Source organism: Streptomyces sp. GQFP (assembly GCF_021545335.1).
Taxonomy (GTDB): Bacteria; Actinomycetota; Actinomycetes; order Streptomycetales; family Streptomycetaceae; genus Streptomyces.
This window is the reverse complement of sequence record NZ_CP089312.1, coordinates 5,100,731-5,119,516: the sequence shown is the minus strand read 5'-3', so window position 1 is coordinate 5,119,516 and position 18,786 is coordinate 5,100,731. Positions and strand designations below refer to the sequence as shown.

Sequence of the window (18,786 nt, the reverse complement as noted above, 5' to 3'; positions counted from 1 at the left end):
GGCGTAGCTCACCGCTGGGGGGCCTGTGTCGGGGCGCGTGATCATCAGGACGGCCAGCGAACTGTGCGTCACGGTGGGCACGGTGATCGTGCTCTTCGTCGTGTACGTGCTGTTCTGGACCGGCGTGAAGGCCGACGGCGTCATGGACGACCAGATCGACCAGTTACAGGACCAGTGGTCGAAGGGCACGGTGACACAGGCGCCGGAGCCGGAGCCGTCGGCCACTCCCACGAGTACGGCGGGCCCCAAGCCGCCCGGTCCCTACTCCTCGGGCAAGCCCTTCGCGATCATGTACATCCCGCGGCTTGGTTTCACGTGGAACAAGCCGGTGCTCGAAGGCACGAAGACGAACACCCTGAAGAAGGGCCTCGGCCACTACGCCACCACCGCGCGGCTCGGCCAGCAGGGCAACTTCTCGGTCGCGGGCCACCGGCGTACGTACGGTGATCCGTTCAAGGACTTTCCGGAGCTGCGCCGCGGGGACGCGGTGGTGCTGACGGACGGGACGACGTGGTTCACGTATCGGATCGACAAAGGCCCCTACAAAACCGTGCCCACGGACATTGAGGTGATCGATCCTGTGCCACGTAAGAGCGGGTACACGCGCTCGGGCCGTTATCTCACGCTGACCACGTGCGATCCGGAGTGGGGGCACAGCCATCGACTGATCGTCTGGGCACACCTGGATTCCACACAGCCTGTGGAGGCCGGGAAACCCGAGGCGCTGCGCCGTTAATCTGGTGAGGTACGCGTGAGTCCGGTGCCGCGAGTCGGGTGCCGTGGGCGACGGAAGGGACGGCATGTACGGCTGGATCTGGCGGCATCTGCCGGGGAACGCGTGGGTGAAGGCGTTGTTCTCCCTCGTACTGGCGCTGGCGGTGGTCTATGTGCTCTTCCAGTACGTCTTCCCGTGGGCCGAACCCCTCCTCCCCTTCAACGATGTGACGGTGAACGACCAGTGAGCGCGCGGATTCTCGTCGTCGACAACTACGACAGCTTCGTCTTCAACCTGGTCCAGTACCTGTACCAGCTGGGCGCCGAGTGCGAGGTGCTGCGCAACGACGAGGTGTCGACGGCGCACGCGCAGGACGGCTTTGACGGTGTGCTGCTGTCGCCGGGCCCGGGTACGCCCGAGGAGGCCGGGGTCTGCATCGAGATGGTGCGCCACTGCGCGGCCACCGGGGTGCCGGTGTTCGGGGTCTGCCTGGGCATGCAGTCGATGCAGGTGGCGTACGGCGGTGTGGTGGACCGCGCGCCCGAGCTGCTGCACGGCAAGACGTCCCTCGTGGAACACGAGGGCAAGGGCGTCTTCGCGGGTCTGCCGAGCCCCTTCACGGCGACCCGCTACCACTCCCTGGCGGCGGAGCCGGAGACGGTCCCGGCCGAGCTGGAGGTCACGGCCCGTACGCACGACGGGATCATCATGGGCCTTCGGCACCGTGAACTCGCGGTCGAGGGTGTGCAGTTCCACCCCGAGTCGGTGCTGACGGAACACGGTCACCTGATGCTGGCCAACTGGCTGGTGGAGTGCGGCGACCGGGGTGCCGTGGCGAGGTCGTCAGGGCTCGCCCCGGTGGTGGGCAGGGCCACGGCGTGACCGCCCTGCGCCCCGAGCGCGAGTCCGGCTCCGCGTACGGAGACACCGGCGACCAGGGACCCTCGTACGGGCAGCAGGAGCCGTACGGGGTGCCGGGTGCGTTCGAGGCGCCGGCGGAGCGGCCGGTGGATCCGCTGAGCGACCCGTTGCCGGGGCAGCGGAACGATCCGCCTCAGGGCAGCGGGCGGCGCAGGCGCGGCCATGCGCGCCCGTACGACGCCTCGGCCGAGCAGGGGGCGGCTGAGCACCGCGGCTCCGGGCCGGAGTCGGGGTACGACTCGCGGGGGTACGCGCAGGACTGGCAGGTGGGGGTGTACGAGGAGCAGGTGCCGTACGTGGCTCCTGCCGCGGTCCCTCGTGCGGCACAGCCGTACGTGGCTCCTCCCGTGGTGCTGCCGCCGGTCGACGAGGAGACGGTGGCGCTGCGGCTGGCGGATCTGCCGCGAATACCCGACGAGGACTCGGTGTCGACCGCCTCGGTCGGCGCAGGGGCCACAGGCGCCTCTGAGGGCCCTTCGGCGGCCGGTGGGCGGGCAGCGCGCCGGAAGGCCGCCAAGGCCCGTCACGGGCGCCATGGAGGCCCTCAGGAGGCATCGGAGGGCGCGGCCGCCGAGTCGGCGGAGGGTGCGCCCCTCTCGCGGGTGGCCGCGCGGCAGGCGGCGCGGGCGCAGAAGCCGGGCGTGGCCGTGATGGCGAGCCGGGCGATCGGCGAGGTGTTCATCACCACTGGCGTGGTGATGCTGCTGTTCGTGACCTACCAGCTGTGGTGGACGAACGTACGGGCGCACGCGCAGGCCGGGAACGAGGCGACGAGCCTCCAGGACGACTGGGCGAGCGGGAAGCGGGCGCCGGGGGTGTTCGAGCCGGGGCAGGGGTTCGCCATCCTGGACATCCCCAAGCTGGACGTGGTGGTGCCGATCGCGGAGGGCACCAGCAAGAAGAAGGTGCTGGACCGGGGGATGGTCGGCCACTACGCGGAGGGCAGCCTCAACACGGCGATGCCGTCGGCGGCGACCGGCAACTTCGGGCTCGCGGGGCACCGCAACACGCACGGCGAGCCCTTCCGGTACATCAACCGGCTGAAGAAGGGCGACGCGATCGTCGTGGAGACGCAGGACAAGTACTACGTCTACAAGATGGAGGCGATCCTGCCGGTCACGTCGCCGAGCAACACGAGCGTGCTGGACCCGATCCCCAATGGCTCGGGTTTCACCGAGCCGGGCCGCTACATCACCCTCACGACGTGTACTCCGGAGTTCACGAGCAAATACCGGATGATCGTGTGGGGCAAGATGGTCGAGGAACGGCCGCGCAGCAAGGGCAAGCCGGATGCGCTCGTGCAGTAAGGGCAGATGAAGAGTGGCAGCGACGACGGACCACGACGAGCAGACCGCGGACGCGTCCGTTTCCCCTTCGCAGGATGCCCGTCCCAGGGGCACGACCGGAAAACTGGCCACCGCGGTGAGCGTTTTCGGTGAACTCCTCATCACGGCGGGCCTGGTGCTGGGCCTGTTCGTCGCGTACTCGCTCTGGTGGACGAACGTCGTCGCGGACCGCGAGGCGGACAAGCAGGGCGACGAGGTACGCGACCACTGGGCCGACGCGGACACGGGTCCCGCCGCGTTCGACACCAAGGACGGCATCGGCTTCCTGCACGTCCCGGCCATGAAGAACGGCGAGGTCCTGGTCAAGAAGGGCACGTCGTCGAAGGTCCTGAACGACGGCGTGGCCGGCTACTACACGGACCCGATCAAGTCGGCGCTCCCCCAGGCGAAGTCGGGCAACTTCACGCTGGCGGCCCACCGGGACGGCCACGGCGCCAAGTTCCACAACATCGACAAGCTGAGGAAGGGCGACCCGATCGTCTTCGAGACGAAGAACGAGTGGTACGTCTACAAGGTCTACGACACCCTCCCGGAGACCTCGAAGTACAACGTCGAGGTCCTGTCCCCGATCCCGAAGGAGTCGGGCAAGCGGAAGGCGGGGCGGTACATCACCCTGACGACCTGCACCCCTGTGTTCACGTCGGAGTACCGGTACATCGTGTGGGGGGAGCTGGTGCGGGTGGAGAAGGTGGACTCGGAGCGGACGGTGCCGAAGGAGTTGCGGTGAACCGACAGCCCTCCTGAAAGGAGGGCTGTCCTCTAGCATGACGAAGGCCCGAAGCCGCAACTTTCTCTTGCGGCTTCGGGCCCTTCGCGTCAGCTCGTGACTACTCCAGCACCTTCAGCGGTTCCCCGGCGCTCCACTCCTCCAGCAGCCCACGGTGTACGACGGTGATTCCGGCCTCGGCGGCGATGCTCAGGGCTTCCGGGGTGAAGGGGCAGGTCGCGACGTAGAGGGCCACATCGGCACTGTGGAGGACCTTCGCCGAGCCGACGAACTTCTGGACGTCGGGGCTGGTGATGTTGAGGTAGGGCGCGAACCTCTTGCACTGGACGACGAGGCGTCGCCCGTCGGCTGTGAGCGCGATGATGTCGACGCCCCGGTCTCCGTGACCGCCCTGTACGACGACGTTCGTACAGCCGTCGCGGCGCAGCAGCTTGGCGATGTGGTGCTCGAACGTGCGGCCGTTCATGGCGTCCATAGAGGCCATGACTCCGGGGAGGGGACGGCCCTCGTGCGGGCTTTCGAGCCTCTGCAGCCGGGCGTGGTGTTGCCGGAGCCGCTGCTCGACTCGCTGGACGCCGGCCCGCAGGGCGATGAGTTCCTTGCGGTGTTCGCCTGAGGTTTCGATCAGGGCGTTGAACATGGGGACGACTGTCTTGCCGAGGATGTGGGTGATGCGCTGGTCGATGCGGTCGTCGAGGGACTGTGTAGCTGCCTCGGCCGGGTTGTCCACCGAGTGGGTGGTGCGTGCCAGGTACTCCATGTCGAGGAGATAGGCGCGGACCTGGCGGGCCACCTCGCTGTCGCGGAGGAGCATTGCCGCGTTGAGAACGGCTCGGCGGGACCAAAGGGCCAGGCTGGAGCGGGGTTGTGGATAGCTCTCAGGGTAGAGAGACAACGTGTCTCCCTTAAATCTCGCGAGTTCTTCGCCGCGCAGGATCCGCAGGCCGTTCACCGTCAGCTCGTCCCGGTGCCGTTGTGCCATACGGTTGACAGCGCGCTCCGCGACTTCGAAGTACGCCGCAACCATCGCCGTTGTGACATGCATGCCGTCCGGCAGGAGTGACAGAGCCTTGACCTTGTCGAGCACATCTGTGCGTTCCAGCACGCTGTCGCGCAAGGTCTTCGACTCCAACAGTGCCGTTTCGTTGATCACGTTCCGCTTCTCCTCAACTCGTCGGGTTTTCCTCACCCGTCCAACGAGTCCAGGCATACGAAGTTCTGGTCGGATTTCGCACATGGGTATGAGTGAGCCCCGGCGCCTTCTCAGGTGCCGGGGCTCAGCTGCGTGACAAGAGACGTCAGCCGAAGATGCCGCCGTTGTCGTTGTCGCCGTCGTTTCCGCCGTTGTTGTTGTTTCCGAAGCCGACGCTCTGGAGCGTGATCTGGGTGTTGCCCGGATCCTCGACCTCGTTGCCCTGGCCCGGGTCCTGGGCGGTGACGATCGCGGTGTCGCTCTGGTCGCTGTCGCCGGTGAACTGGATGTTGGTGAAGCCGGCCGCCTGCAGGGTCTGCTTGGCCTGTCCGACCGTCTGTCCGACGACGTTCGGGACCTCGGTCTGCTCCTGCTCGGCCGCCTTGCCGATCTGGATGGTCACCGTAGAGCCCGGGTCGGCCTGGGTGTTGGCCTGGGGCGAGGTCGCGATGACCTTGCCGACCTGGTTGGCGTCCTGGGTCTCGACCTCCGTGCACTCGCCGACGAGGCCGTTGGCAACCATCTGCTGCTTGGCGGTGTCACAGTCCTGGCCGGTGACTTCCGGGACGGTCGACTTCTCTTCCTCCTTGGCGACTTCGAGCGTGACCGTGGAGCCCTTTTCCAGCTCGGTACCGGGGTCCGGGTTCTGGCTGAGGACGGTGCCCGGGTCCTGGGAGGACTCGGTCTCCTTGGTCTTGACGTCGAAGCCTTTGTCCTGAAGCTGGGACGTGGCCGCGTCGACGTCCTTGTCGATGACGTTCGGCACCGCGATCTTCGGCGCCCCGGTCGACACCACCAGCGCGATGGTGTCGCCCTTCTTCACCTCAACACCGGGATCTGGATTCTGATCGCAGATGTTGCCCTTGGGCTCCGCCTCGCAGGCCTTCTCCGTGAACGTCAACTTCAGGTCGACGTTCACCGCCGCCTTCTCCGCATCGGCCTTGGTCTGGCTGACGAAGTTGGGGTTCGTGATGGTGGCGTCGCTGACGTTCTGGCCGTCGAAGATCCACCTGCCGATCAGGACCGCGCCCACCAGCACCAGCAGTCCCGCCACGACCAGCAGGATCGTCGAGGTGTTCGACTTCTTCGGTTGCTGGCGCCGACGGGGACCGCGGTCGTCGTAGCCGTAGCCGCCGTCGTCCGGGTTCATCGGCGGGAGCATGGTGGTCGCGCCGGCGTCGGAGCGCAGGGCGGTGGTGGCCTGGTCGTCGGGGTAGCCGTAGCCGCCGTAGCCGACCGCGCTCATGGCCGCCGCTGCCGCGACCGGCTGGCCGTCGAGGCAGGCCTCGATGTCGGCGCGCATCTCGTCGGCGGACTGGTAGCGGTAGTCCGGGTCCTTGACCAGGGCCTTGAGGACGATGGCGTCCATCTCGGGCGTGATCTCGGGGTCGAACACCGACGGGGGCTGCGGTTCCTCCCGTACGTGCTGGTAGGCCACCGCGACCGGGGAGTCCCCGATGAAGGGCGGACGTACCGTCAACAGCTCGTACAACAGGCAGCCGGTCGAGTACAGGTCGCTTCGTGCGTCGACCTGTTCGCCCTTCGCCTGTTCCGGCGAGAGGTACTGGGCCGTTCCTATGACCGCCGATGTCTGCGTCATCGTCATGCCGGAGTCGCCCATCGCGCGGGCGATGCCGAAGTCCATGACCTTGACCTGGCCGTTGCGCGTGAGCATCACGTTCGCCGGCTTGATGTCGCGGTGGACGATGCCGCTTCTGTGGGAGTACTCCAATGCCTGGAGGATCCCGATCGTCATCTCCAGTGTCCGCTCGGGCAGCAGCTTGCGGCCCGAGTGGAGGAGTTCGCGGAGGGTCGAGCCGTCCACGTACTCCATGACGATGTACGGGATGGACGTCCCGTCGATGTAGTCCTCGCCGGTGTCGTACACGGCGACGATCGCGGGATGGTTGAGCGAGGCGGCCGACTGGGCCTCCCGGCGGAACCGGGCCTGGAAGGAAGGGTCGCGCGCGAGGTCGGCGCGCAACGTCTTCACTGCCACGGTGCGGCCCAGGCGGGTGTCATGTGCGAGGTATACCTCCGCCATGCCACCACGGCCGAGCACCTGGCCCAGCTCGTACCGGCCGCCGAGGCGACGCGGCTCTTCCATAGCTTCCTACCAGCCCTCTCCGTCGGTCCCGACCGCACCTGCTGTGTGGTCCGGCGGTGTGCCGTCCGGGCATACGGTACCCGGGTTCATTTGTGTGACCTGGCCAAGCCCGTCAGCCGATACCGGACCGGTATCGCAACGTGCACCGATGTGAAGGGGACGTGACGGGGGTCTCACTGCTGGCTCTTGATGACCGCCTCCATCACGCTCTTGGCGATGGGCGCGGCGAGGCCGCCGCCCGAGATGTTGTCACGGACCGCGTCCTCGTCCTGGACGACGACGGCCACGGCGACCGGTGAGCTGCCGTCGGCGAGCTTGGCGTACGAGATGAACCAGGCGTACGGCTTCTCGCTGTTGTCGACGCCGTGCTGGGCGGTGCCGGTCTTGCCGCCGACGGTGACGCCGCTGATCTGGGCGTTCTTGCCGGTGCCGTCCTTGACGACCGTCTCCATCATCGACTGGAGGATCTGGGCGTTGTCGGAGGACAGGGGCTGGCTCATCTCCTCGGGCTCGGTCTGTTCGAGCACGTCGAGGTTGGGGGCCTGGAGCTTGTCGACCATGTACGGCTTCATCAGCTTGCCGTCGTTGGCGATCGCGGAGGCGACCATGGCCATCTGCAGCGGGGTCGTCGCGGTCTCGAACTGGCCGATCGAGCTGAGGGCGGTCTGCGGCTTGTCCATCTTCTCGGGGAAGTTGGAGGCGGAGGAGCGGACCGGGACGAACTGCTCGGTGTTGAAGCCGAACTTCTTGGCTTCTTCGAGCATCTTGTCCTTGCCGAGGTCGGCGCCGATCTTGCCGAAGACGGTGTTGCAGGAGTACTGCAGGGCGACGCGCATGGTCGCGTTCTTGCAGGGGATGTTCCCCTCGTTCTTCAGCTCGGTCGTGGTGTCCGGGAGCGTGTAGGGGAGCGGCGAGTCGGTCTTTTCGTCAGCGTCCGTGTAGAGGCCGTTCTCGAGAGCCGCCGCCGCCGTCACGACCTTGAAGGTGGAGCCGGGCGGGTAGATGTCGCGCAGGGCCCGGTTGAGCATGGGCTCGTTCGGGTCCTTGGCCTTCTGGAGCTTCTGCCAGGCCTCCGCGTCCTTCGTCGAGTTCCCGGCGAACACCGAGGGGTCGTACGAGGGGAAGGAGGCCAGGGCGAGGATCGCGCCGGTGGACGGGTCGATGGCGGCCACCGCGCCCTTGCCGCGGCCCTTGAGGCCGTCGTACGCGGCTTTCTGGGCGGCGGCGTTGAGGGTGGTGACGACGTTGCCGCCCTGCTTCTTCTTGCCGGTGATCATGTCGAGGGTGTTGCGGAAGAAGAGCCGGTCGTCGTTGCCGGTGAGGATGCCGTCGTCGATGGACTCCAGCTGCGTCGCGCCGAACGCCTGTGAGGCGTACCCGGTGACGGGTGCCCACATGGGGCCGTCCTTGTAGGTGCGCTTGTACTCGAAGTCGCTGCTGTTGGACGTGGTGGAGCCGGTGATCGACTTGCCGTCGACGATGATGTCGCCGCGGGGCGTGGCGTACCGCTCGATGGCGACGCGGCGGTTGAGGGTGTCGTCCTTGAGGTCGTCGGCCCGGACGTACTGGAGCCAGTTGTCGCGGACGAGCAGGGCGAGCACGAGGAGCCCGCAGAAGATCGCGATCCGGCGCAGGGGCTTGTTCACGGTCGGACCACCTGGGTCATCTCGGCGTCGGGGTTGGGGGCCGGGGCGGGCGCGGGCCGGCGGGCGGTGTCGCTGATTCTGAGCAGGATGCCGATGAGGGCCCAGTTGGCGATGACGGAGGAACCGCCGTACGCCAGGAACGGCATCGTCATACCGGTGAGCGGGATCAGGCCCATGACACCGCCGGCGACGACGAAGACCTGGAGGGCGAAGGCGCCGGAGAGGCCGATGGCGAGGAGCTTGCCGAAGGGGTCGCGGGCGGCGAGGGCGGTGCGGACGCCGCGTTCCACGATCAGGCCGTAGATGAGCAGGATCGCCATGACGCCGGCCAGGCCGAGTTCCTCGCCGAAGGTGGCGAGGATGAAGTCGGAGTTGGCGGCGAAGCCGATGAGGTCGGAGTTGCCCTGGCCGAGGCCGGTGCCGAGGGTGCCGCCGGAGCCGAAGGCCCACAGGGCCTGCATGGACTGCTCGGTGTGGCCGGCGACGCCCTTCTGGCTGAGGAGGTATTCGTTCATCGGGTCGAGCCAGGCCTCGACGCGCTGCTGGACGTGCGTCTCGAAGCTGGCGACGCCGACCGCGCCGGCCGCCGACATCAGCAGACCGAAGACGATCCAGCTGGTCCGCTCGGTGGCGACGTACAGCATGATGATGAACATTCCGAAGAACAGCAGCGACGTACCGAGGTCGGTCTCGAAGACGAGGATCAGGATCGAGATGACCCAGACGACGATGATCGGTCCGAGGTCGCGGCCGCGGGGCAGGTACAGGCCCAGGAAGCGGCGGCTGGCGAGGGCGAGGGCGTCGCGTTTCACCATCAGGTAGCCGGCGAAGAAGATCGCGAGGGCGATCTTGGCGAACTCGCCGGGCTGGACGGTGCCGAGGCCGGGGATCTTGATCCAGATGCGGGCGCCGAAGATGTTGACGCCGAGGCCCGGGACGAGCGGCAGGACCAGCAGGACGATCGCGCCGGCCATGGAGATGTAGGTGTAGCGCTGCAGGATGCGGTGGTCCTTGAGGAAGACCAGTACGGCCACGAACAGGGCGACGCCCAGCGCGGAGTACAGCAGCTGGCGGGGTGCCGCCTCGACGAACGTGTCCCGCAGCTGGAGCCGCTTGGACTGGTCGAGGCGCCAGATGACGACCAGGCCGACGCCGTTGAGCAGCGTGGCCAGGGGCAGCAGCAGTGGGTCGGCGTACGGGGCGAACTTGCGTACGACGAGGTGGCCGACGCCGGCGATCAGGCCGAGGCCGAGGCCGTAGCTGAGCAGCCCGGCCGGGACCTTGTCGTCGATGGCCAGACCCACGTTGACGTAGGCGAACACCGGGATGACCACGGCGAACACCAGCAGCGCCAGTTCGGTGTTGCGTCGGCTCGGGGTGCCGATCGCGCCGATCGTGGACGTGTGGTGTGTCGGACTGTTGGTTGTACTGCTCATCGTATGAAGTGGCCCCTCACGGCTTGCCTACTGCTTACCGCACTGCGAGACCAGCTTCTGCTCTTCCTCGGAGAGGCTGGGGCCGGGTGTGGGAGTGGGTGCGGTTGTGGACGGGGACGCCGATCCGGACGGCGTCGGGCTCGGCGTTGCCTTGGACGCGGCGGCGGTACGGGTGGTTCCCGTGGTGCCTCCGGCCTCGCCTTCGCCGGTCTCGGCGTTGTTCGCGTTGCCGGCCGCGCGCCGGGCTTCCTGCTTCTTGCACGCGGAGGCCTGGGTGGCCAGTTCGGAGATCTTCGACTGGGCGTCCTTGAGGCCGCCCTCGGTGATCGTGGCCTTGACCTGCTTCTGCTGGTACGACGGCAGGTACTTGAGTTCGATCTCGGGGTGGTCCTTCTCGACCTTCGAGAGCGAGACCCAGGCCAGGTCCTGGCTGATGCCCCGGTACAGCGCGACGTGCTCGTCGTTGGCGCCGACGTAGTACTGGGTCTGGGTCCAGCGGTAGCCGCCGTACATGCCCCCGCCGATGACGGCGAGGGCGAGCGTGATGTACAGGGTTCTCTTGAACCACTTGCGGCCGGCGCTGGGCTTGACGAAGTCCTCGTCGGTGTAGCCGCCGAAGCCGCCGGTCTGGATGTAGCCGGTGGTGTCGCCGGAGCCGGGCGGGCCGAACTCGCCGCCCCCGCCGTGCGCGGGCCGCTGCCGGCCGAGCCCGGAGGCGCGTCCGGCGGGCGTCTGCATGGCGCCGCCGTCGTGCAGGTTGTGCTGGTTCTCGGCGACCGCGCCGACCACCACGGGTACGTCGGACAGCTGCCCGGCGAGGGTGTCGCCGGTGTCGAGGTCGAGGACGTCGGCGACGATCACGGTGATGTTGTCGGGGCCGCCGCCGCGCAGGGCCAGCTCGATGAGCTGCTGCACGGTCTCCTGGGGGCCCTGGTAGCTGGCGAGGGTGTCCTCCATGGTCTGGTGGGACACGACGCCGCTCAGGCCGTCGGAGCAGATCAAGTAGCGGTCGCCGGCGCGGACTTCGCGGATGGAGAGGTCGGGCTCGACGTGGTCGCCGCTGCCCAGCGCGCGCATCAGCAGGGAGCGCTGCGGGTGGGTGGTGGCCTCTTCCTCGGTGATGCGTCCCTCGTCGACGAGGCGCTGCACCCAGGTGTGGTCCTGCGTGATCTGCGTGAGGACGCCGTCGCGGAGGAGGTAGGCACGCGAGTCGCCCACGTGTACGAGACCGAGGCGCTGACCGGTCCACAGGAGCGCCGTGAGGGTCGTCCCCATGCCTTCGAGCTGGGGGTCCTCCTCGACCATCATGCGGAGCTGGTCGTTGGCCCGCTGCACGGCGGTGCCGAGCGAGGTGAGGATGTCGGAGCCGGGGACGTCGTCGTCGAGGGCGACGATCGTGGAGATCACCTCGGAGGAGGCGACCTCACCGGCCGCCTGTCCGCCCATGCCGTCGGCGATCGCGAGGAGGCGGGGACCGGCGTAGCCGGAATCCTCGTTGCCCTCGCGGATCATGCCTTTGTGCGATCCGGCGGCGAAGCGCAGTGACAGACTCATGCGCACCTCGCCCGTCGGCTCCGGGTACATCCGCACGGTGCCCACCCTCCGGTCGGGAGCGCGCCGCGGTCCGTCGCGTGGACCGCCGCCGCGTGCTCGCTCCGCTCGCGCCTATTCATGATGTAGCACTACTTCCGCAGCTCGATGACGGTCTTGCCGATGCGGATCGGCGCGCCCAGCGGAATCGGTGTGGGAGTAGTCAGTCGGGTCCGGTCGAGATAGGTGCCGTTCGTGGACCCGAGGTCCTCGACGATCCACTGGCCGTCCCGGTCCGGGTAGATCCTGGCATGCCTGCTGGAGGCGTAGTCGTCGTCCAGCACGATGGTGGAGTCGTGGGCCCGGCCGAGCGTGACGGTCTGCCCCTGGAGCGCGACGGTGGTGCCCGTCAGGGTGCCCTCGGAGACGACCAGTTTGCTGGGTGCGCCCCGGCGCTGCCTGCCGCCGCCGGACGGCTGCTGCTGGCGTTGCTGCGGGGGCGCGGCGGCCTGTCGGGCGGCCGCCTGCTGCTGGCGGCCGCTGTCACGCCTCGACCCGCGCTGGGTGACACGCGTACCGAACAGGTCGCTGCGGATGACCTGCACGGCCACGATCACGAACAGCCACAGTACGGCCAGAAAACCCAGCCGCATGACCGTGAGGGTCAGCTCTGACATTGCCCCCGCTTCACCCTTCGGCTTGCCGGTAAATGATGGTGGTGCTGCCCACGACGATCCGAGAGCCGTCGCGGAGCGTAGCGCGGGTGGTGTGCGTTCCGTCCACCACGATGCCGTTGGTGGACCCGAGATCCTGGATCGTCGGGGGCGTTCCGGGACGGATCTCACAGTGCCGGCGCGAGACGCCGGGGTCGTCGATCCGGACGTCGGCCTCGGTACTGCGGCCCAGCACCAGCGTCGCGCGGGTGATCTGGTGGCGTGCGCCGTTGATCTCGACCCACGCGCGCGTGCGGCCCGCTCCCGCTGTCGGCCGCTGTCCCATGGGCGGACCCGCCGGGGCGGCTCCGGGACGTCCGCCGGGCGGCGGTGCGGCAGGCATCGGGGGCGGTGCGGCGGCCGGCGGATAGCCGTAACCACCTGCGCCTCCGCCCGCGCCGGGCCGGCCCATCGGCGGTGCCGCGGGAGCGGCGGTGCCGGGGCCCGGGCGGCCGGGGGCCTGCTGGTTGGTGGAGGAGGCGAGCGTACGGCTGCGGACCCGGTACAGACCGGTGTCCAGGTCGTCGGCCTTCTCCAGGTGCACCTTGATGTCGCCCATGAAGGTGTAGCGCTGCTGCTTGGCGTAGTCCCGCACCATCCCGGCGAGTTCGTCGCCGAGCTGCCCGGAGTACGGGCTGAGGCGGTCGTAGTCCGGTGTGCTCAGTTCCACGATGAAGTCGTTGGGTACGACGGTCCGGTCGCGGTTCCAGATGGTCGCGTTGTTGTCGCACTCGCGCTGCAGTGCGCCCGCGATCTCCACGGGCTGGACCTCGGACTTGAACACTTTGGCGAAGGTGCCGTTGACCAGACCTTCGAGACGCTGCTCGAACTTCTTCAGGACTCCCATGGGGCACCTCCTCCTAGTTGCTGCTCTGTACTGAGCCGTGCGTGCCGTACTTGGTACTGCTTACTGATCGTATCCACGCGCCGGGATATCGGCTGGTTCCCCCTGTCAGCGCGGTCGACGGGTGTCGACGCCTGACGAAGTTCCCTGAGAAGCTCCCCTTCGAACTCCTCGGCCGTACTCAGATCGTAGAGGCGGCGCCAAACCAGTGTCCCGCACCTGACTGTGCAGCTTGCCCGCCTCCTGAGGAGATGGACTGGACCGGTACGAGGTTGATACGTGAACCGGCACGTGTTGATACGTAGTCGCAGCCGGTCCGGCTCGGTCGGGGTGACCAGGGACGGAGGGAAAGGGATGTGAACCCACCACCTCCAGCGTGCTAATCTTCTCGATGTCGGAAGGCCCCAGCACCGCCAGGAGCAGGGCCCGAGGACACACCCAATGCGCGGGTGGCGGAATAGGCAGACGCGCTGGATTCAGGTTCCAGTGCCCGAAAGGGCGTGGGGGTTCAACTCCCCCCTCGCGCACAAGGGAGCACCGACGTTAGGTGCTCGGTAGCAGTGGCGAAACGGTCTTCATCATGATCATGGTGGGGGCCGTTTCGCTTTTTCGTCGTGGTTCAGAGGGGATTCAGAGGTGTGGGGGCGCCTCTGGGTGGCCCAGGGCCGTGGGGGTGGCTGGGCTGTTGGCGGTGTGATTTTCCTGTCGGTGTGAGGTCTCTCTCACTTGGTGGTGAGGTGGCCTGTGGGGGTCCAGCTGCCGAGTGGTCTGGTTGGTCGGCGGCGGGTGGGGCGTCGGTGGGGTGGGTGCCCGTCGGGAGACAGCGTGTCGAGCCAGCGGTCGATCTTGCGGCGGTTGGCGTGGGCGAGTTGGAAGGCCAGCAGGAGAGCCTGGGCGGCGATACCACGGATCCGTCGTCTCCCGGGCTGCTCGATCGCCTCGTAGATCGGGTCCTTGGCGAAGCCGTTGAAGGACTCCACGCTGTTGCGGAGCCTGAAATACGTGCGTTGCCATTCCGCAGTGCCGTAGGGAAGGGCCTGGTGTTGCTGGGCTCCTGCTTCGGGCGGGATGGTGATCGACTGTTGTGCGCAGATCTTGGCTGGTCCGGCAGGGCTTGGCTGGGGGTCGGCCAGCGGAAGGCGGGGGTCGCGGCCGAGGCTGGTGGGTTTGAGCGGGCACTGGACGTGTCCGGCGGCAGCGGGGCAGGACATCCGCTGGTGGCCCTCGCGGTCGGGGTGCTGTTTGGGGACCAGCTGGAACGGGATCCGGGCGGCGATGCGACGGGTCCGGGTTTCCTGGTCGATGGCTTCGGCATGCAGGTCGGTGGTGGCCGTGACCAGGGCTGACGGGAGCGCGGGGCAGTACCAGGTGCCCTCGATGAGCTGGGCTCCGGCGGTGCCTGCCTGGATGCCGAGCTGGTCTTGGCGGTAGTCGAAGACCAGTTGGTAGCTGAGCGCGCGGGCGGGGAGCTGGAAGTAGTCGGGGACCGTGTTGTTGTAAGCGCGGTCGCCGGCGAGGAATCCGGCCGGGTGGCCGCGGCGGCGGACGTCGGCGAGGACCCGGATGGCGTTGGGGCCGGGGGCGTGGCCGGGCTTGTCCAGGGTGAAGCCGGTGACCACGCCGGGCGGGACACGGGGGTCGGCGGTGCCGTCGGGGCGGGGCGTCCCGTCGCGGTGGGGGTTGCGGGCGATCGCGAGGGTGGCGTCATAGCCGAACATCGCCTTGGCGGCGGTGCGCTGGCGCTTGCCGTTCTTCTTCGTGCTGTGGGCGGGAAGGGCGTCGGGGTCGCGGTGGTCGCCTTCGCGGAAGTACCAGCCGGCGTCGGGATCGGTGGCCAGGTCCGGGCCGGTGGTGCGCAGGCCACGGGAGTAGGTGCGCACGGGGGTGGCGTCGATGGCGTGGATCCGTCCCAGTGCGCGTCGAGGTGCGGCCGGATCCTGGCGAGGGAGGCATCGACGAGGGCGTTGCCGGTGCGCAGCAGGAACGCAGCGTGCTGCTGTAGCGCAGCGGGGTCGGCGGCGGCCTGGAGGCGGCGGGCGGTGGTCTTGTCCAGGCGGTGGTTCTTCGGCAGCGGTGAGGGGTCCATGGCGTCGGTGAGCCGGTGGAACAGGCGTCGGACCACGGCGTATCCGGCCTCGAAACCGCGGGCGTCGTCGGGGCGTTCGGGGATGCCGAACCGCTCACGCATGGCGGGGCTGATCGCCCAGTGCAGGATGGCGGTGGTGCGGTCGAGCAGGACCTGGCCGCGGTGCCGGTCAGCGCAGATCTGCATCCCGGCCAGCAGACCGTCCACGGTCAGCAGGCGTGGCCGCCCGAGGTCCTGGTGCAGGAGGTCGGTCAGTTCGGCGCGTACGGCCGGATCGCAGACGTCGGCCAGGGCCTGTTCGACGTCTGCGTCGGCGATGCGCGGCTCACGCGGGACAGCCCGCTCGGACGGCGGTGGGCGGTTCACGGTGCCTCGCCCCGCAGTTGGGAGCCTGCCTCGGGTGTGGGGACGGGGCGGACGAACGGCATGATCCTCGACAGGGCGTGCAGGGTGTCCACCCCAGCCGCCGCCACGATCACCGGCAGGCGCACGCCCTCATCGATCAGCCCGACCAGCCAGGTCGCCCGGGCCCGGCCCTGCACGAGCGGCGGGCAGGCGGGATCTTTGGCCGTGCGCGCGAGGAAGTTGGTGACGGTGTTCTTCGCCCTGGCCTGCGAGCGAGGACGGAACAAGCAGGACGCAGTGCCTGGCACCGTTGCCTCACGGGCGGCCTTGGCCAGCACGGCCTCCCAGTGACAGCGGCAGAGAATCAGCCTCGCCCGACGGCCTCGCACGTTCACCGCGACCGCGCCGCCCTCAGCGGCCCGGACATCATGCGCTCGCAGGGGAACGACCTCGGGCGAGTCCAGGCCGCAGCCGAAGCCCAGGGCGAGCAGGACCTGGCAGCCGTGCCGCAGTTCGGCCGTGGGCTGGGCGAGCGCCCACGCCCACAGAGCGGCGGTCTCGGCCGACGTGTAGGGGCGGGAGGCAGCCGATGCGGAGAGTTTGACCGGCCGACCGGTGACCAGGTCCGGACCGATCACCGCCTCGCGCAGCCTCAGCAGCCGGGAACGGTAGTTGCCGCGCGTCGCCTCCGACGCGGCCGGGCACCCGACCTGGACGAACCGCTCGATCAGCTCCTTCGACAGCCACACCTCCGTGGCGGCGGACATGCCCTCGGCATCGGCGAACAGGGCCAGCTTCGCCAGGGGCCCCAGTAACTCCCGTGCTGTGTAGGGCAGGAGAGGATCGGCCTGCTTGACGGCCGCCCTGACGAGCGGGGCGACCCGTTCCCAGGCGCGGGGTGCCGGGCGCGGCGTGTAGTTGCCGATGTACCGGGAGATGGCGGACCGCCACGAGCAGACACCAGCCGGAAGATCGCTAATCCATTCGCACGCTAACGGATTAGCACTCTCCGGCGGGGCCGAACCGGCAGAACCCGGTGCGGGACACTGTCCGGCGTGCCCGGAGACTCCTCGCGCGCGCTCGCCCCGCGCGCCTTCGTCCTTGCCGGCCCGTGGCCCGACGCGGCCCTGGCCGAGCATCATGGCGCCCGTGTCGCCCAGGCCCTCGCCCGCCGCCTCGCCGCCGCCATGCGCGAGCGCGATGTCAGCGCCAACCGCCTCGCCGTGGACTCCGGGGTGAACCGGCAGACCATCGCCAACGTCCTGGCCGGTGCCACCTGGCCCGACCTGCTGACCATTGCCAGCCTGGAAGCCGCGCTGGACGCCGACTTGTGGCCTGGCCGCCGCCCTTGAACGCGACGTATCCGGGAAAGATCGCATTCGGTGCCTCCCTCATGCGAGGGCAGGCGGATTCCGCGCATTCACGGCCCCACCCCACAAGGGCGCGGGTAAGGTAGGCCGCGACACAGGAAATCCGGTCCTGACAGGTCTGGGAAATCCCTGGTTACTGGCCTTCACCGGGCCCTAATCCCGGTGGAGGCCGCCCTGTCTCCGGCGGGACTATCGCGCGGAAGCAGGAGTCATGGAACGACTGTCCGCCGATTCGATCATTCGTCTGGATCGGCTTGGTAGGTTTTATCGTCAAGGTTCTTGTGGATCACGCCTGCTCTGGAGAATTCGTCCAGACTGGTCCGCATGCTCTTCAGATTGGATCACTTGACTCTTTCGCGTCAGTCCCGTGCCCTCGCCCGGCCCTTCAGCCAGGTGGTCGTCGGCCTCGCCCTGGCCGGGGGCTCTGCCCTTGGGACGGGGCGCGTTGTGCTGCTTGAGGTACTCGACGTCCGCCTTGACCTCGACGAGGCGCCGCGCGGCCTTGAGTCGTTCACGTAGGAGCTTCATCTGTTCCTGCAGGCCGGTTATGCCGTCCTCTAGCTTGACGACGAGTTTCTCCGGCTCGGCCGCCATCTCGTCCCATTCGGGAAAGTCCATTGTCATGCGGCACCGTAGCCCAGGGGAAACCTTGATCGTGCGGGTCCGTATAACGAATCGGAAAGAATCAAGGAAATCGAGCAGGAAAGTGCGTAATGGGAAAGGTGCGGATCCTGTCGAGTCGGACTTTCCTTTCCGGTTACCCTCCCGGATGCAAGCAGAGGAAACCGAACTGGAAAGAGGCAATTCATGTTTCTCGCGGAGGAAAGGTAACCTGCCAAGGTAACCGCAATCGCCGCAGCCAGGCCGATCACCGTGTGACGCCTGAGCTGTTGCCGCATCGTCGTCGGCACCCTGAGGGTGCAGGACAGCATCACAAGGGCGAAGCCAGGCTTACCCGTTTCAGACCGCCCTGTGCGTCGCGATGCCCAGAGCTTCGAGGGCCTCGAGGGTGGACTGCGGTGTGGCGGCATCGGTCACCAGGACGTCGATGTGGTCGACGGGGGCGACCGCTGCCAGTGCGGTGCGGGTGAACTTGCCGGCGTCGGCGGCCAGCAGGACGCGGCGGGCCTGGGACATGGCCAGGGCTTTCACCGCTGCATCAGCCAGGTTATAAGCGGTGATTCCGTCCGTGACGGAGACACCGCAGCAAGTGAGGATCGCGGTGTCGAAGCGCAGCGCGCGCAGGCTCGCCTCGGCCAGTGGGCCGTTGACGGCCAGTTCGCCGGGGCGCAACTCGCCGCCGGGCAGGATGACCCGGGTCGGTGCCGCGGAGGCCAGCACGTTGGCCGCCTGCAGGGACAGCGGCATGACCGTCACCCCGCGTCCAGCCAGGGCACGAGCGATGTGCAGTGCGGTCGTCCCGCCGTCGAGAAGGACCGCTTCCCCGTCCTGGACCAGGCCGGCCACAGCGGCGCCGATGGCCCGCTTGGCCCCAGTGTTCTCCAACTCACGGAAGACGAAAGGGGGTTCGTCCCCGCGTGCGAGGTCACTGACGGCGCCGCCCCGCACCCGCCGCAGCGCACCCAGCGCGGCAAGCTGCTCCAGGTCCCGGCGGATGGTGACCTCGGAGGCGCCCGTCGCCTCTGCCAGCACGGACACGTCGGCCCGCCCGCTCTCACGAAGGAATTTCATGATTGCCAGATGACGTTCCGAAAGCTCCACATGACTATTCAATCGATATCTGTGTGCGTTATCAAGGAGAGGAAGAGGACAGTCACGCCCCAGCCGGGTCTTCACGGGACGGAGCG

General features: G+C 68.2%; 17 protein-coding genes and 1 tRNA gene. 7 read left to right on the top strand and 11 right to left on the bottom strand.

Going from position 1 to position 18,786, the window contains the following annotated elements; genetic code table 11:
- The first annotated feature begins 25 nt into the window (after positions 1–25).
- Genes LUX31_RS22650 through LUX31_RS22630 form a run of 5 tightly spaced genes read left to right on the top strand, consistent with a single transcriptional unit; the run spans position 26 to position 3,709 of the window.
- Positions 26–736 (top strand): class E sortase, encoded by a 711-nt coding sequence (locus LUX31_RS22650; protein ID WP_235476807.1) that lies wholly within the window; start codon positions 26–28, stop codon positions 734–736.
- 43 nt (positions 737–779) lie between these two features.
- Positions 780–962 carry a hypothetical protein gene (locus LUX31_RS22645; RefSeq protein ID WP_189149527.1) on the top strand — a complete coding sequence of 61 codons (183 nt, stop codon included), beginning with the start codon at positions 780–782 and terminating at the stop codon, positions 960–962.
- Positions 959–1,597, top strand: coding sequence for an aminodeoxychorismate/anthranilate synthase component II (locus LUX31_RS22640; RefSeq protein WP_235476806.1), 639 nt, complete (start codon positions 959–961; stop codon positions 1,595–1,597). Before LUX31_RS22645 ends, LUX31_RS22640 begins: the two co-directional genes overlap by 4 nt.
- On the top strand, positions 1,594–2,943 hold the full coding sequence (locus tag LUX31_RS22635; protein WP_235476805.1) for a class E sortase: 1,350 nt from the start codon (positions 1,594–1,596) through the stop codon (positions 2,941–2,943). The genes LUX31_RS22640 and LUX31_RS22635 overlap by 4 nt, the downstream gene beginning before the upstream one ends.
- A 13-nt stretch (positions 2,944–2,956) precedes the next feature.
- On the top strand, positions 2,957–3,709 hold the full coding sequence (locus tag LUX31_RS22630) for a class E sortase (RefSeq protein WP_235476804.1): 753 nt from the start codon (positions 2,957–2,959) through the stop codon (positions 3,707–3,709).
- 100 nt (positions 3,710–3,809) lie between these two features.
- Here the strand turns inward: LUX31_RS22630 and LUX31_RS22625 are convergent, their stop codons facing one another.
- The 7 genes from LUX31_RS22625 to LUX31_RS22595 all read right to left on the bottom strand — a co-directional run bounded on the left by LUX31_RS22625 (position 3,810) and on the right by LUX31_RS22595 (position 13,180).
- Complete coding sequence (locus LUX31_RS22625; RefSeq protein WP_235476803.1) at positions 3,810–4,862, bottom strand: restriction endonuclease; 1,053 nt, start codon at positions 4,860–4,862, stop codon at positions 3,810–3,812.
- Positions 4,863–5,007: 145 nt separating this feature from the next.
- Complete coding sequence (gene pknB / locus LUX31_RS22620; RefSeq protein WP_235476802.1) at positions 5,008–7,008, bottom strand: Stk1 family PASTA domain-containing Ser/Thr kinase; 2,001 nt, start codon at positions 7,006–7,008, stop codon at positions 5,008–5,010.
- A 173-nt stretch (positions 7,009–7,181) separates the two neighbouring features.
- Positions 7,182–8,654: a peptidoglycan D,D-transpeptidase FtsI family protein gene (locus tag LUX31_RS22615; protein ID WP_235476801.1), complete on the bottom strand. Its 1,473-nt coding sequence runs from the start codon at positions 8,652–8,654 to the stop codon at positions 7,182–7,184.
- Positions 8,651–10,090, bottom strand: a complete 1,440-nt coding sequence (locus LUX31_RS22610; RefSeq protein ID WP_235476800.1) for an FtsW/RodA/SpoVE family cell cycle protein — start codon at positions 10,088–10,090, stop codon at positions 8,651–8,653. Before LUX31_RS22610 ends, LUX31_RS22615 begins: the two co-directional genes overlap by 4 nt.
- Positions 10,091–10,117: 27 nt before the next feature.
- Positions 10,118–11,644 carry a Stp1/IreP family PP2C-type Ser/Thr phosphatase gene (locus LUX31_RS22605; protein WP_235476799.1) on the bottom strand — a complete coding sequence of 509 codons (1,527 nt, stop codon included), beginning with the start codon at positions 11,642–11,644 and terminating at the stop codon, positions 10,118–10,120.
- Positions 11,645–11,772: 128 nt separating this feature from the next.
- On the bottom strand, positions 11,773–12,297 hold the full coding sequence (locus LUX31_RS22600) for an FHA domain-containing protein FhaB/FipA (protein WP_164315837.1): 525 nt from the start codon (positions 12,295–12,297) through the stop codon (positions 11,773–11,775).
- A 10-nt stretch (positions 12,298–12,307) separates the two neighbouring features.
- On the bottom strand, positions 12,308–13,180 hold the full coding sequence (locus LUX31_RS22595; RefSeq protein WP_235476798.1) for an FhaA domain-containing protein: 873 nt from the start codon (positions 13,178–13,180) through the stop codon (positions 12,308–12,310).
- A gap of 440 nt (positions 13,181–13,620) precedes the next feature.
- Between LUX31_RS22595 and LUX31_RS22590 the strand changes: the two genes are divergently transcribed.
- Positions 13,621–13,704, top strand: a tRNA-Leu gene (locus LUX31_RS22590).
- Positions 13,705–13,899: 195 nt separating this feature from the next.
- Here the strand turns inward: LUX31_RS22590 and LUX31_RS22585 are convergent.
- Positions 13,900–15,057, bottom strand: coding sequence for a hypothetical protein (locus LUX31_RS22585; RefSeq protein ID WP_235476797.1), 1,158 nt, complete (start codon positions 15,055–15,057; stop codon positions 13,900–13,902).
- 568 nt (positions 15,058–15,625) lie between these two features.
- Positions 15,626–16,375 carry a hypothetical protein gene (locus LUX31_RS22580; RefSeq protein WP_235476796.1) on the bottom strand — a complete coding sequence of 250 codons (750 nt, stop codon included), beginning with the start codon at positions 16,373–16,375 and terminating at the stop codon, positions 15,626–15,628.
- A 288-nt stretch (positions 16,376–16,663) separates the two neighbouring features.
- On the opposite strand from LUX31_RS22580, the gene LUX31_RS22575 reads away from it, so the two are divergent.
- Positions 16,664–16,960: a helix-turn-helix domain-containing protein gene (locus LUX31_RS22575; protein WP_235476795.1), complete on the top strand. Its 297-nt coding sequence runs from the start codon at positions 16,664–16,666 to the stop codon at positions 16,958–16,960.
- Between the two features lie 288 nt (positions 16,961–17,248).
- Here the strand turns inward: LUX31_RS22575 and LUX31_RS22570 are convergent, their stop codons facing one another.
- Both LUX31_RS22570 and LUX31_RS22565 read right to left on the bottom strand, forming a co-directional pair.
- Complete coding sequence (locus LUX31_RS22570) at positions 17,249–17,596, bottom strand: hypothetical protein (protein WP_235476794.1); 348 nt, start codon at positions 17,594–17,596, stop codon at positions 17,249–17,251.
- A 342-nt stretch (positions 17,597–17,938) separates the two neighbouring features.
- Positions 17,939–18,700 carry a DeoR/GlpR family DNA-binding transcription regulator gene (locus LUX31_RS22565; protein ID WP_268828181.1) on the bottom strand — a complete coding sequence of 254 codons (762 nt, stop codon included), beginning with the start codon at positions 18,698–18,700 and terminating at the stop codon, positions 17,939–17,941.
- Positions 18,701–18,786: the final 86 nt, after the last annotated feature.

Coding starts and splice junctions, on each gene's coding strand:
- pknB (WP_235476802.1), bottom strand. CDS start 7,008: ATGGAAGAGCCGCGTCGCCTCGGCGGCCGGTACGAGCTGGGCCAGGTG.
- LUX31_RS22610 (WP_235476800.1), bottom strand. CDS start 10,090: ATGAGCAGTACAACCAACAGTCCGACACACCACACGTCCACGATCGGC.
- LUX31_RS22605 (WP_235476799.1), bottom strand. CDS start 11,644: ATGAGTCTGTCACTGCGCTTCGCCGCCGGATCGCACAAAGGCATGATC.
- LUX31_RS22600 (WP_164315837.1), bottom strand. CDS start 12,297: ATGTCAGAGCTGACCCTCACGGTCATGCGGCTGGGTTTTCTGGCCGTA.
- LUX31_RS22595 (WP_235476798.1), bottom strand. CDS start 13,180: ATGGGAGTCCTGAAGAAGTTCGAGCAGCGTCTCGAAGGTCTGGTCAAC.
- LUX31_RS22580 (WP_235476796.1), bottom strand. CDS start 16,375: ATGTCCGCCGCCACGGAGGTGTGGCTGTCGAAGGAGCTGATCGAGCGG.
- LUX31_RS22570 (WP_235476794.1), bottom strand. CDS start 17,596: ATGGACTTTCCCGAATGGGACGAGATGGCGGCCGAGCCGGAGAAACTC.